We start from the raw sequence: 13552 nt of genomic DNA on the forward strand, positions 1-13552 counted from the left end.
TAAAAGCTGCGTTTATCGCAGCTTTTTCGTTTTAAGGAAAATAGCAGAACTGGATTTCTGTTTTATATGTACATTAAGGACCATGTATGAATCCTATGGAGTTCAATATTCCGGAAGAGGATAGGCTTCCGTTTTCGCAATACTATAAGCAACACATAGAACCTAAATGCCAACAATATGAGCAACAACGCCTGCCAATTGTGGCTAAACAAACTGAACGGCAAAAGATTAGTAAGCCCGTTTCGTTCATAGCAACGGTAATAGGCTTAATGGGCTTTGCATATGTTTTCTATGGCATGGCAACCAGTCAGGGAAATTTTACTCAATTTTTCATTGGTATATCGCTATTCATCATTTCTCTTTGCATTACTGTTGGCGTTATCTTTTGGGCGAATGGTGAATCTTCTAAATTTCGCGATCAAATAGTAAAAGTTATTCACCCAATTGTTTTACGCTATTTTGGCGATAATTTTCTGCTTAATCCTGAGGGACTAAAAACGCTGAAGGAATATGAACCTTATGGTATTTTCCCGAGTTATGATATCGGAGCTTTTGAGGATAGCGTAAGCGGAGAATACAAAGGAGTGACTTTTCTTATGCGAGAGTTGTCCTTGTCAGAGCGCGAGACTACCAAGGATAACCAAGCTAAATATAAAACCTTGTTTGACGGGATTATTATTGAGTTTGACTCGTTTAAAAGCTTTAAAGGTGAAACCCAAGTTAGATTAGATAAGGGGACTATAGGAAATAAACTTGCCGCTTTTCAAACAAAATTACCGCGAGTAAATCTTGAAGATGTCGAATTTGAACAGCAGTTTGAAGTGTATAGTAGTGATCAAATCGAGGCTAGATACCTACTGACTCCGACAATGATGACTCGCTTACTATCTTTATCAACGTTCTATCTATCTCAATTAGAGGCGAGCTTTAAAGATGGCAAGTTGCTTATTAAACTAGCAACGACACACAATTATTTCGAATCTAGACTCGATATTGGTAAGCCTTTGGATGTTAGCGCTGATATTGAGCTGTTATTTAGAGAGCTAAATGAGGTTTTTGCTTTAATTGACGCTCTTAAATTAGATGAGCAAACTGGCCTGTAGCTGAATAAGCGTTTATTGCGTGAACATTGGTTAGGCTTAATATAAGACGAAGATAACTAGCTTCGTCTTATATATATGAGGGGAAACTGCCAATCCTTTTTAGGTCTTGTCAGTTGAAACTTCGGTATCTTCTTCGGTGTCGTCTTCGTTAATAAATGGCCAACCACCAAGCGCCTTCCAGCGATTTACAATTAAGCAAAACAGTTCTGCTGTGCGTTCAGTATCATAAAGAGCTGAGTGTGCTTCACGGTTATCAAATGGGATCCCTGCCATAGCACAAGCTTTGGCTAAAACCGTTTGCCCAATAGCTAAACCTGCAAGTGCTGCGGTATCGAATGTAGCAAATGGGTGGAATGGCGTACGTTTAAGGTTGTTGCGCTCAATTGCTTGAGTCACAAAGCCATGATCAAATGCGGCATTGTGGGCAACGATTATACTGCGATGACACCCAACGGCTTTTTGGGCTTTTTTGACTTCTTTAAATATTTCTAAGAATGCTTCTTTTTCGCTAACAGCGCCGCGTAGCGGGTTGGTTGGATCGATGCCGGTAAAGGCTAACGCTTCAGGCTCAAGATTTGCACCTTCGAAAGGCTCTATATGGAAATGCAGGGTTTTATCTAGCGCTAAAACGCCTTCTTCATCCATTTTTAGCATGGTGACGGCAATCTCTAAAAGTGCGTCTGTTTTTGAGTTAAAACCAGCGGTTTCAACGTCGATGACCACTGGGAAATACCCTCTAAAGCGGTTTTTCAGTAAATTAGGGTCTAAAGTGTCAGTCATTAAAATTTCCCAAAAGAGTGCAAGTGACTATTATGCGGCAACTGATATTCACTGTCATGTGCGTTTGCTGAATTTATAAGCTAAAGAAAGATAATTCTTTGCCGATAGAGAGTAGTGATACAAATTTAGAGAGTTAATTTATGCGGCTTTGGATAATTTTTGCATCGTTATTAGTTCTGCCTTTATCTGCTTATGCTGACTTGAGGCAATATGTGGCTTCATTAGAAGAGTCACAATGGCGTCTAAGTGGTAATAACCCGGTGATGTGTCGTTTAGAACATGATATTCCGTCTTACGGCAAAGCCGTGTTTACAAGCCGAGCGGGTAAAGACCATAACTTAGACTTTACCTTGGATATGTGGGTCAAACCTGATCAAGTGACTCAAGCTAAGTTAGTGAGTATGGCACCAGCATGGCGTCCAGGCGTGGTTTCAAAAGATATTACTGAACTGACTTATCAAAAGTATTTTAGTGGTGAAGTGCCACGTAATGCTGCTTGGTCCATGTTGGCCGAATTAGAAAGCGGTATGCAACCGACTTTTTATTACGCAGACTGGTATAACGAAGCAAATAAAATTGCCGTAGGGCTGTCAGCTGTTAACTTCAGACGCCAATATTCAGAATTTAAAGCCTGTTTATCATCGTTATTGCCGTACTCTTTTGAAGATATAGCACTTACAGTACTGACTTATGAGTCAGGTGGAACCGAGTTAACTCGTTATTCAAAGTCGCAAATTGCGCGAGTTCAAGAATACTTGGCATATGACAAGAACGTGGATTTAGTTTTGATTGACGCTTATACCGATAGCTATGGTGGTCGCAGTGCCAATATGCGTGTGTCGGAGCAACGTGCCGATTCCGTGAAAGACTTCTTTGTTGCAAGTGGCATTGGTCAAAGCCGTATTCATACTATGGGACATGGTGAAAAAAGGCATGTTGCGTCTAATCAAACGATTGATGAACGTTCACGTAACCGCCGTGTTGTGATCAGAATTTCCAAGCCTCTTTAAGTGAATATCGCTAAACCTAAATTGAGTGTTATTTTTTTGTTCAATCGCAGTTTCAATATAGTGTCTCACATCACAAAATGATATAGGTAAAAGGTTATCTGATTGTTTTGCAAGGTATAATTCCGTGGTTACCATTATTCCACTAAGGAACCACGGAATGCTCACTAATTTCACTGTCAAACAAAAGATAGTGCTACCTCTTTCTATTATCATTTTATTATTTGCAATTAGCTCAGGGCTAAATGTTTATACATCGCAACAACAGTCTAAATTAGTAAATACGCTTAATGAACAGGTATTTCCGACATTAACGGATTTAGACGATGCTTATCGGGATTTTTACCAAACTACATCGGCTATACAAGGTATTGTATTATCTAAAAATACCTCTGAAATAGAACATCATTTATTTGAGTACAAAGATAATGCTTATAAAGCTATTCCTAGGCTAAAAAAAGCCTACGCATTAGTCGAAAGTGGCGTTTTACCGCAGTCTAGTACTGCTGATATTAACGAGCTTATTGAGTTGGCTGAAGTGTGGTTACAGAGTAATGAAAATCTAATTGCTCAGCCTCAAGGACTGTGGGTTAATTATTATCATCAAAATAAGGCGAGCATAGACCAGAAGTTTATCGCAGCTCGAGTGCAATTGAACGTCGTTAAAGATGATATTGAGGCAAGTAAGAAACAGTTAAGTTTAGCTATTGCAGCTACTTCTTCTCGAGCCGAAATGATATTGGAACTGGGGACGCTAGTTGTTATAGGTTGCGCGATTTTGACTGTGATACTTTTGCTTAAAACTGTTGTTGCGCCAATTATAAGTATCCAAACTGCTATGTCAGAGATTGCTTCTGGTGATGGCAATTTAGCGCAACGGATTAATAGTCAATCTGATGATGAGATAGGCCGGCTAGCTGAGGCGTTTAATCTGTTTGTCACAAAAATTCAGACCACGGTCGAGCAAGTGATTAACAGCTCAAACGCTGTCAGATTAGAGATGTCGAACTTATTGCAGGTGAATAGCAAAATTGCATCAGCCACAAATGAGCAGCAGCAAGATAGTGAGGCGGTTGCCGCGGCGGTACACGAGATGCAGGTAACCAGTCAAAGTGTCCATGATAATGCCAGTGATGCAGCGTCAGCGAGTATGGAGGCCACTCAAGGTCTGTCGTCAACAAGTGCGGTATTAGATCAGACCGTGGAATCAATACGACTCCTAGCTGCCGATATTGAAAGTGCAGGAAAGGTGATCAATACCCTAGATAGTGACGTTGTTAATATAGCCTCAATCTTAGATGTTATTAGGGGGATTGCTGAGCAAACTAATCTACTTGCGTTAAATGCAGCGATTGAAGCTGCTCGCGCTGGCGAACAGGGAAGAGGTTTTGCGGTAGTTGCTGACGAGGTGCGCTCTTTAGCCAGCCGCACACAACAAAGTACAGGCGAAATACAAAGCATGATCGAAAAGCTCCAGTTAGGTGCTAAGCAAGCTGTTTCGGTTATCCAAGGTAGCCAACACAGCAGTGAGAATACGATTTTGTCAGCTGGTGATGCTAGTCAGTCTCTACAAGAGGTCTTCAATGCGATTGGCACAATGAACGATATGAATACTCATATCGTAACTGCTGCGAATCAGCAAAGTAGTGTGAGTGAAGAAGTTAACCGCAACGTACAAAGAATTGCTGATAATAGCTGTACGATGGTATCTGTTGTTAGTGAGGCTGAGGAGGCTCTTTCTGCTTTGTCTGAGCAATGTGAGCAACTGGACTGCCTAGTTAGTCAGTTTAAAGTGTGAAATTAGTTTAATTAATAGGTTTGACTGATGATAACGGCTTCTCAAGGGAGGCCGTTTTACTTTATAAGGGAAACTAGGTGTAATTTTGTTGTAGTTACTCGGCTTTAATTAGTTTTTCTAAAACGTTCTGAGTAGGGCAACTTCTGATACTGAACGGCATAATACTAAGGCATTCTTAATGCCGATTACTTTGCCAAGATTAGTTTTAGGTATTCTAGGAAATTGAGGTTAAGGGCTTTAGATTGGAAAGCGCATTAGTCTTATAAGTTAAAATAGCGAAGTTGTAAAAAGAGAGAGATAAAAAAAAGCCCGCTCACATGGTGAGCGGGCCGCAAAAATAAATCATTGCAATCAACAAATTGAAGGAAGGAAGTCAAGCATAAGAACCAGGGATATAACTTCCGTGGAAAACCACCAAAGTTTAAGAGTTCTTGTTTCCGAATCTGCTAGGCAGACACTTCCTGAAAACGAGGTGAATTATAGTGTCAGCCTACTGGTCTGACAAACTAGAATTATTAGAGTTTAGCATTAGATTTGCTAATGGCTTAGTGGTTTGGTTTTGCTGCTTAAAACTACTAACCCCCTAATAAATGTGGTGGTTATCACGTTTTTAATAGGGTTTACCATAATTTTTTATTTATCTATGTTACTAAAATATTAACAGTTAACTGGGTTAGTCATTATAAATAATCATTAAACAAACTTTGCGATGACTATTTTTAGTTTGTATAGTGCGCTTGAAGTCATTCGTTAAGCTTACAAAAGTAACAATAAGATTATCTAATTAGGTAGTGCTAACGACAACAACAGAGTTCTTCATTAAAAGAACCAAGTTATCAGGGATAAAATATGCGAATAAATTCGATACTGACTAAAAAACATCTGTTAGCCATAGGACTCGGTCTTGCGATAGTCGGTTGCCAGTCACAACTGACACAGGATACAGCTGCAAAGTCGCAAGTTATTAGCGACGGTGGCGTTGTTGAAACTATCCATGGTGTGCAAGTTAATGATCCTTACCGTTATTTAGAGGTGGAGTCTGAACGCACTCACAAATGGGTTAGTGAGCAGCAAAAAGCGGGTCATGCCTATCTCGCTAATATCGGTAATAAGCAAGCTATTGTTGACCGTATTACTGAACTTTGGAATTTTGAAAAAATCTCAGCACCATTTGAAAAGGACTCTAATACCTTTTTTTACCGTAATGACGGGCTGCAGGCCCAATCGGTACTGTATGTTAAAGATGCACAAGGCAATGAGAAAGTCGCACTTGACCCAAACTGTTTTTCTGATGACGGCACAATCGCATTATCGGGTGTTTCTGTTAGCGATGATGGTAAAACCTTAGCTTATGGTGTTTCTAAATCGGGTTCTGATTGGCAAGCATGGCATTTTGTGGATGTTGCGACAGGCAAAAAACTAACAGATGAGTTAGATTGGATTAAGTTTTCTAAGGCTGTGTGGAACAGTGATAATTCTGGCGTGTACTACGCGAGGTATGATGCACCTGAAGGCGGAAATGCATTAGCTGATGTCAACTTTAACCAAAAAGTCTATTTTCATAAAATTGGTACGCCGCAAAGTGCCGATACTTTAGTTTACGAAAGACCGCAAAATAAAGATTGGGGCTTTGGTATTGAAGTGTCTGAGAACGGTGACTATTTGCTGCTATATATTTCACAGGGCACAGATAGCCGAAATCGTTTTTTCTATAAGTCATTAAAAGATCCTCAGGCCGACATGGTTGAGTTAATTCCTGAGCTTGAGGCGGAATATAGCTTTATTGGTAATGACGATTCAGTATTCTACTTTAAAACCGATTACAACGCGCCTAACGGTAAAGTGATAGCAATTGATATCAATAACAGCAGCAAAGATAATTGGACAACGATTATCCCGGAGCTAAAAGACCCAATTAGTAACATTGCAATTGTTAACGATCATTTAGTTGTGAGTTATTTACATGACGTCTTAGGAAAACTTACGATTTACAGCATGAATGGCGATAAACGCCAAGATGTGACGTTACCAGGAAAAGGTAAGGTAGCAGGGCCTTATGGCAAGCGTAGTAAAGATTATTTTTACTATGTATTTAATAGTTACACTCAGCCACAAACAACCTATAAGTTTGATTTTAAAACGGGTGAATCAAAAATTTATTCGGAGCCAAAGGTTTCATTTAACCCAGATGACTACGCATCAGAGCAAGTTTTTTATACCAGTAAAGATGGCACTAAGGTGCCTATGATGATCTCTTATAAAAAAGGTCTGAAAAAAGATGGAAAAAATCCAACTTTACTTTATGCCTATGGTGGTTTTGCTATTTCTATGACGCCGCGCTTTAGCCCTGCAAATATTGCTTGGATGGATATGGGCGGCGTTTACGCAGTACCTAACCTTCGTGGCGGTGCAGAGTACGGTGATAGTTGGCATAAAGCGGGTATGTTCGATAAAAAGCAGAACGTATTTGATGACTACTATGCTGCTGCCGAGTACTTAATTGATGAGAACTACACAAACTCTTCAAAGTTAGGTGCGTATGGCCGCAGTAATGGCGGTCTATTAATGGGAGCGGCAATTACCCAGCGTCCAGAGCTTTTTGCTGCAGTGTTACCGGCGGTTGGCGTGCTTGATATGCTACGTTTTCAAAAGTTCACAATTGGTTGGGCATGGACCAGTGAATATGGTAGTGCCGATAATGCAGAGCAATTCCCGGCACTTTACGCTTATTCGCCGTATCATAACCTAAAAGCGCAGGCGTACCCTGCGACGATGGTAATGACCGCTGATCACGATGACCGCGTCGTTCCCTTGCACAGTTTTAAGTTTGGTGCGTTGATGCAAGATAAGCAGCAAGGTGATGCACCTGTTATTATGCGTATCGAATCAAAAGCGGGTCACGGTGCAGGTAAGCCTACATCAATGAAGATCGATGAGTTTGCCGATATCTACAGTTTCTTATGGCATAACTTCGGTCTACAAGTCCCAGCTAAAATTGGTCAGTAGACTTAATTTAAGCAGTTTAAAGAGGAAGCTTCGGCTTCCTTTTTTTATGATTAAAGCAACGCTAGCGATGATAAGGGGCACAAGTCTAGAGAGAAGATTGGGTGCTTATGCAACAATCATTTAAGATGATTAACAATATTTTATGAAGAAGCGCATTGCATATCACATATCGCGATTCACAATTGCATACTGGCTAGGTATAGTAGGCCTCTATTTATCTCATCGATTAGCGATTATCGTTTATGTTTCGTTGGCCTATTTCGGTTTATTATGAAGATACAGATGCTGGTGGTGTTGTTTATCACTCAAATTATTTAAATTTTTTTGAGCGGGCACGTACTGAATGGCTGCGAGCTTTAGGTGTGAGCCAAACAGCCCTGCTAGCAGAAGATACTGCATTTGTTGTTAAGCGTGCAGAACTCGATTTTTGTAAAGCCGCTCGCTTTGAACAGAACCTTATTGTAGAAACCAAGGTCATACAACTTAAGAAAGCGTCAATGGTGTTCCAGCAACGCCTTATCGACGAGAACGGTGTGGTGTATTGCGAGGCTGACGTTTTAGTTGCTTGTATCGCTTTATCCCGCATGAGGCCAAAGCCATTCCCCAAAATATTGCCCAGGAGTTTAAAGGTGGAAGCTGATATTTCTTTTATTGGATTGTTTTTACAGGCAAGTCTTTTAGTTAAATTTGTAATGCTAACCTTGCTTGTTTTATCTATCGCTTCATGGGCGGTGATTTTACAACGTCGTAAGCTACTCACTGCTGCGAAAACAGATGCGCTAAAGTTTGAAGATAAGTTTTGGTCAGGTGTTGATTTAAATAAACTTTACCAAGAGCTGTCAGCAAGACAAGACAGTAATAAAGGTCTTGAAGCTTTGTTTGTGAGCGGTTTTAAAGAGTATGCCAGATTAAACAAACTCAATGGTCGTGTACCTGAAGCGATAATGGACGGTAGCTACCGTGCAATGCGTGTATCACTTTCACGTGAACTGGAAAAATTGGAAACGCATCTTCCACTTCTGGCTACGATTGGTTCAACTAGCCCTTATATCGGCCTATTCGGTACGGTTTGGGGGATCATGAATTCGTTTATTGCTTTGGGTGCGGTTGAAAACGCAACGTTAGCGATGGTTGCGCCAGGTATTGCAGAAGCTTTGATTGCAACGGCAATGGGTCTATTTGCTGCTATTCCTGCAGTTATTGCCTATAACCGTTTTTCTACTCAAGTGGAAAAGATAGAAATGTCTTACGCTAACTTTATGGAAGAGTTTTCTAGCATCCTGCATCGTCAAGCATATAGCGAGAAGGAACAGGCATAATGCATCAAGGCTACCAAAGGAAGCGCCGTCGTCCGGTTGCCGAAATTAATGTGGTGCCCTATATCGATGTGATGTTGGTACTATTGATTATTTTTATGGTAACGGCACCAATTGTAGCCCAAGGGGTTAAAGTTGATTTACCTCAAGGGCAGGCTGAATCTTTACCAGCTGATAGTAAACCGCCAGTAGTAGCTTCAATTGATGCTATGGGCGATTACTATTTAGATGTGGGAAGTTCGAGTAGCCAAGAGGTGTTAGATCTCGATGAGGTTGCCGTTAGAGTTGGCGCGATTATTCAACTTGAACCAGAGCGCCCAGTGGTCGTAAAGGCAGACCGTTCAATCCCTTACGAGAAAGTAATTCAATTAATGGTGAGCTTGCAAGGCGCAGGTGTTCCATCAGTTGGATTAATGACTGATTCGCCGGAGGATAAGTAAGTGGCGGCTAAATCAGATTTAACATTTCCCGTTACTATTTCAGCTGGTATTCATATTGGCGTGATAGTTATTCTTGCCTTAGGCGTGGATTTTTCAGATAAGCCCAAACCACAGCCGCAAGCAAGTGCTCCAGCTGTTCAAGCTGTCGTGGTTGATCAGCAAAAAGTTGCGCAGCATGTTGAAAAGTTGAAAGCTGAAAAGCGCGAAGCCGAGCGTAAGGAAAAAGCGCGTCAAGATGAAGCCGATAGACGAGTACGTGAAGCAAGAAAAGAACGTGAGCGTGAGCAAGCGCAGATCAAGCGGCTTGAGCAAGAGCGTAAACAAAAAGAGATAGAAACAAAAAATGCAGCTGAAGCGGCAAAAGCGGCGCAGTTGAAGCAAAAACAGGAAAAAGAAAAAGCGGCCAAAGCAGAGGCTGAGCGTAAGCAAAAAGAAGCTGAACGAAAAGCGTCTGAAGAAGCGGCACGTAAAGCGGCTGACAAGCGTAAAGCTGAAGAAGCTGCCGCGAAAAAAGCGGAAGATGAGCGTAAACGTAAAGCCGAGGCTGAACGTAAACGCAAAGCGGAAGAGCAAGCTAGGCGCGAACAAGAGCAGATGATGCAAGATGCATTAGCGGCAGAACAAGCTGCATTGTCTCAAACGCGTAATAAGCAAGTGATGACCGAAGTTCAACGCTATACCTCAATGATTCGAGCCACTATTCAACGAAACTTAGTTGTGGATGAATCCATGCGAGGTAAGAGTTGTCGTGTATTTATTCGGCTTGCTAACGATGGCTTTGTAACGGCAAGTCAGACTCTTGATGGTGACAGTGTCGTTTGTCGTGCAACCAAAGCAGCAATTAATAAGGCCGGTAGGTTGCCAGTCTCAAATGAGCCAGACGTATATAACAAGCTAAAAGAAATTAATTTAACAGTTCAACCTGAGTTTGATTAAAGGAACCGTATGAAGATTATAGGTAAGTGGTTGCTAGCAAGCCTGCTAATTTGCAGCATGCCAGTGAAAGCAGCGCTAGACATCGTGATTACAGAAGGGGTTGATGCAGCAAGACCAATTGCTGTTATTCCGTTTGTATGGCAAGGAACTGGACCTATGCCATCGCAGATTTCTGACGTGGTAATGTCAGATTTAGCGCGAAGTGGTACTTTTAGCCCTGCTGATGAATTAAGTTTACCGCAGCGTAATATCAGTACTTTAGCGCAGTTTGATGCTAAAGCTTGGATGGCACAGCCAGCTGAAGCGGTTGTAATGGGATCTATCAAGCCTTATCAAGGCGACAAATATCTTGTTAGCTTTGAGTTGATTGACTTAGTTAAAGCGCAATTACAGCCGGATTCGGCCTCGAAGCAAGATCTTGTCATTGATAGTCGTGAAACCATAATTACCGCTGCGCAGTTCCGTCAGTATGGACATCGTATTAGTGATGTGGTGTATGAAAAGCTAACAGGTATTCGCGGTGCGTTCTTAACTCGAATTGCTTATGTTGTGGTTAACCATGGCGAGAAGTCACCTTATAAGTTGATGATTGCAGATTATGACGGTTATAACGAGCAGATGTTACTTCGCTCACCAGAGCCACTAATGTCACCTTCTTGGTCTCCAGATGGGCAGCGCCTTGCCTATGTAAGCTTTGAAAACCGCAAAGCAGAAGTTTATGTGCAAAACATTTATACTCAGCAACGTACCAAAGTAACCAGTTTTGACGGTATCAATGGTGCCCCGGTCTTTTCACCGGACGGTAAAAAGTTAGCTGTCACTTTGTCTAAAGATGGTCAACCTGAAGTATACGTTGTCGATATTGCGACAAAAGCGATAAAACGTATCACTAATCACTATGCTATTGATACAGAGCCGTCTTGGTTTCCTGATGGCAAGTCATTACTGATTACCTCTGAAAGAGGCGGACGTCCGCAGCTATATCGTGTTTTCTTAGATTCAGGTAAGATTTCACGCTTAACCTTCGGAGGTGAATGGAATCTTGGTGGCTCTATTTCACCTGATGGACGAAGCATTATTTTTGTTAATCGCACCAACGGTAAATTTAATATTGCCCGTATGGATTTAGAAACTCGCTTTATGCAAGTGCTAACGAGTACGCGATTAGATGAATCACCAAGTGTGGCACCTAATGGCACCATGGTTATTTACGGAACTACCTACCAAGGCAAGCAAGTGTTAGCTGCGGTTTCTATGGATGGACGTTTCAAAGCAAGACTGCCAGTCGGGCAGGGTGAAGTTAAATCACCGTCTTGGTCACCATTTCTCTAACTATAAAGATTAAGGATTTTAAAATGGATCTGAATAAGCTATTTAAAGCGATGTTAGTCGTACTTCCAATTATGGCTATCAGCGCATGTAGCTCGACTTCTGAGTCTGAAACAGATGCAACGAGTTCAACTGAGTCATCTTCATCAAGCGAATATGCGAATAATGGTGTAGAAACTGGTGGCGTAGCGCCTGTATTGACCCCGGAAGAGCAACAACGCCTTAAGTACCAAGAGTTGAGAAAAGAGCACATTATCTATTTTGATTTTGACCGCAGCTCAGTATCACAACAGTTTGCTGAAGTATTAGATGCTCATGGTGACTACTTAGTTGAACATCCAAATGTTCGCGTAATGATTGAAGGTCACGCTGATGAGCGCGGTACACCTGAATATAACATTGCACTAGGTGAGCGCCGTGCGAAAGCGGTTGCTAAATATTTGCAAGGTATGGGTGTTCAGCCAAGTCAAATGAGCATCGTGAGCTACGGCGAAGAAAAACCAATGGATTTTTCTCGTAACGACGAAGGTTTTGCTAAGAACCGTCGTGCTGTACTTGTTTACTAATTTTTACTGGTAAAAGGTTTACCTCATGAAACACGCTGTTTTATCAGCGGCAATCATCTTAGTTGCAGGTTCTGCTTATGCAGCACCTGCTCCTGTTTCAGATATTGCTGGTGGCTCTACTGATGATAGAGTCTCTCGTCTAGAACGAGTTATTAAAGCTAAGCAACAAAACGAATTTCAAATGCAACAGCGTTTGGAAACATTACAGCAAGAAGTACTAGATCTTCGTGGCTTAAGTGAGCAACAGTCTTATCAGATTGAACAGATGCTACAAAGACAGCGTCAGTTATATGAGGATATTGCTAACCTTTCAGCTAAACCTGCTGCGCCAGTTGTGGTAAATGCAGCTGCTTCAGCAACAACGGTTTCTTCAAGCCTTGGTGAAACGGCAAGTTATGAGCAAGCAGTAAACTTAGTTTTAAAAGAAAAAAAGTATGAAGAAGCGATTCCTGCTTTTGCTCAGTTTATTCAAAACTATCCGAACTCAACCTATGCACCAAATGCAAATTATTGGCTAGGACAGCTTTTATATAATAAGAGTGAGTTTGTCGGCGCAGCAAAAGCATTTACAACCGTTGTTGAAAAATACACCGATTCAGGCAAGCGTGGTGAAAGTTTAGTCAAATTGGGGATGATCGCTGAAAAAACAGGTGATAAAGCAAAGGCGAAGGCTTTTTATCAAAAAGTAACTAAGGAATATGCTAATAGCGCCGCAGCAAGAATTGCACTGCAGCAACTTTCATCACTTTGATGCTGATTTATTCAGAAAACATACTCTTAGATTGTTTTTCCGGCAAACAAAGAAAAATGGGACAATTGCGCTTGCATGCGAATCTGAAAAAGGTATTATAGGCGCCCTCAGAGCGACACAGTCGTTTGAGGGCATCTTAACTCGTTAAGTTAGTTATCTAGCTTGTTGTTTAAGATGTAAGTAATACCAGATGGGTCGTTAGCTCAGTCGGTAGAGCAGTTGGCTTTTAACCAATTGGTCGAAGGTTCGAATCCTTCACGACCCACCACTTTTCTGCAAGTGGCTAAAGAAGTAGAAAGCAATACCCAAAGGGGCTGTTAGCTCAGTCGGTAGAGCAGTTGGCTTTTAACCAATTGGTCGAAGGTTCGAATCCTTCACAGCCCACCACTTTTCTACAAGTGGCTAAAGAAGTAGAAAGTATTACCCAAGGGGGCTGTTAGCTCAGTCGGTAGAGCAGTTGGCTTTTAACCAATTGGTCGAAGGTTCGAATCCTTCACAGCCCACCACTTTTCTGCAAGTG

The 13552-nt window shown here is 41.5% G+C and carries 11 protein-coding genes, 3 tRNA genes and 1 pseudogene; 14 read left to right on the forward strand and 1 reads right to left on the reverse strand.

From position 1 onward, the window contains the following. Positions 1-86 precede the first annotated feature (86 nt). On the forward strand, positions 87-1103 hold the full coding sequence (locus tag L2748_RS11085) for a DUF3137 domain-containing protein (protein WP_220782371.1): 1017 nt from the start codon (positions 87-89) through the stop codon (positions 1101-1103). Positions 1104-1202: 99 nt separating this feature from the next. On the opposite strand, the gene rnt is transcribed toward L2748_RS11085, so the two are convergent. Beyond that, positions 1203-1883, reverse strand: a complete 681-nt coding sequence (gene rnt, locus L2748_RS11090) for a ribonuclease T (RefSeq protein WP_220782370.1) — start codon at positions 1881-1883, stop codon at positions 1203-1205. 140 nt (positions 1884-2023) lie between these two features. Here rnt and L2748_RS11095 point away from each other — a divergent pair, with 140 nt between their 5' ends. From L2748_RS11095 to L2748_RS11155, 13 genes and pseudogenes are all read left to right on the forward strand, one after another. After that, entirely contained in the window at positions 2024-2893 is an 870-nt protein-coding gene (locus tag L2748_RS11095; protein WP_220782369.1) for a flagellar protein MotY, read from the forward strand. A 157-nt stretch (positions 2894-3050) separates the two neighbouring features. Further along, complete coding sequence (locus L2748_RS11100) at positions 3051-4688, forward strand: methyl-accepting chemotaxis protein (RefSeq protein WP_220782368.1); 1638 nt, start codon at positions 3051-3053, stop codon at positions 4686-4688. An 849-nt stretch (positions 4689-5537) separates the two neighbouring features. After that, positions 5538-7694 carry a prolyl oligopeptidase family serine peptidase gene (locus L2748_RS11105; protein ID WP_220782367.1) on the forward strand — a complete coding sequence of 719 codons (2157 nt, stop codon included), beginning with the start codon at positions 5538-5540 and terminating at the stop codon, positions 7692-7694. Between the two features lie 242 nt (positions 7695-7936). Next, a pseudogene (locus L2748_RS11110) lies at positions 7937-8248 on the forward strand (YbgC/FadM family acyl-CoA thioesterase); the annotation flags it as partial. A 75-nt stretch (positions 8249-8323) separates the two neighbouring features. Beyond that, a complete protein-coding gene (gene tolQ / locus L2748_RS11115; RefSeq protein ID WP_246616221.1) occupies positions 8324-9013 on the forward strand; it encodes a protein TolQ in 690 nt (229 codons plus the stop codon). Beyond that, the gene (gene tolR / locus L2748_RS11120; RefSeq protein WP_220782365.1) at positions 9013-9450 is read left to right on the forward strand and encodes a protein TolR; all 438 of its coding nucleotides are present in this window, start codon (positions 9013-9015) and stop codon (positions 9448-9450) included. Before tolQ ends, tolR begins: the two co-directional genes overlap by 1 nt. After that, a complete protein-coding gene (gene tolA, locus L2748_RS11125) occupies positions 9451-10386 on the forward strand; it encodes a cell envelope integrity protein TolA (RefSeq protein ID WP_248957702.1) in 936 nt (311 codons plus the stop codon). A gap of 9 nt (positions 10387-10395) precedes the next feature. Next, positions 10396-11718 (forward strand): Tol-Pal system beta propeller repeat protein TolB, encoded by a 1323-nt coding sequence (tolB, locus tag L2748_RS11130; protein WP_220782364.1) that lies wholly within the window; start codon positions 10396-10398, stop codon positions 11716-11718. A 23-nt stretch (positions 11719-11741) separates the two neighbouring features. After that, the gene (pal, locus tag L2748_RS11135; RefSeq protein ID WP_220782363.1) at positions 11742-12281 is read left to right on the forward strand and encodes a peptidoglycan-associated lipoprotein Pal; all 540 of its coding nucleotides are present in this window, start codon (positions 11742-11744) and stop codon (positions 12279-12281) included. A gap of 25 nt (positions 12282-12306) precedes the next feature. Beyond that, on the forward strand, positions 12307-13032 hold the full coding sequence (gene ybgF, locus L2748_RS11140) for a tol-pal system protein YbgF (protein WP_220782362.1): 726 nt from the start codon (positions 12307-12309) through the stop codon (positions 13030-13032). Positions 13033-13224: 192 nt separating this feature from the next. Further along, positions 13225-13300, forward strand: a tRNA-Lys gene (locus tag L2748_RS11145). 43 nt (positions 13301-13343) lie between these two features. Further along, a tRNA-Lys gene (locus L2748_RS11150) sits at positions 13344-13419 on the forward strand. Positions 13420-13462: 43 nt separating this feature from the next. Then, a tRNA-Lys gene (locus L2748_RS11155) sits at positions 13463-13538 on the forward strand. The last annotated feature ends 14 nt before the right edge of the window (positions 13539-13552 follow it).

It is taken from the genome of Shewanella sairae (genome assembly GCF_023283535.1).
GTDB classification, from domain to species: domain Bacteria; phylum Pseudomonadota; class Gammaproteobacteria; order Enterobacterales; family Shewanellaceae; genus Shewanella; species Shewanella sairae.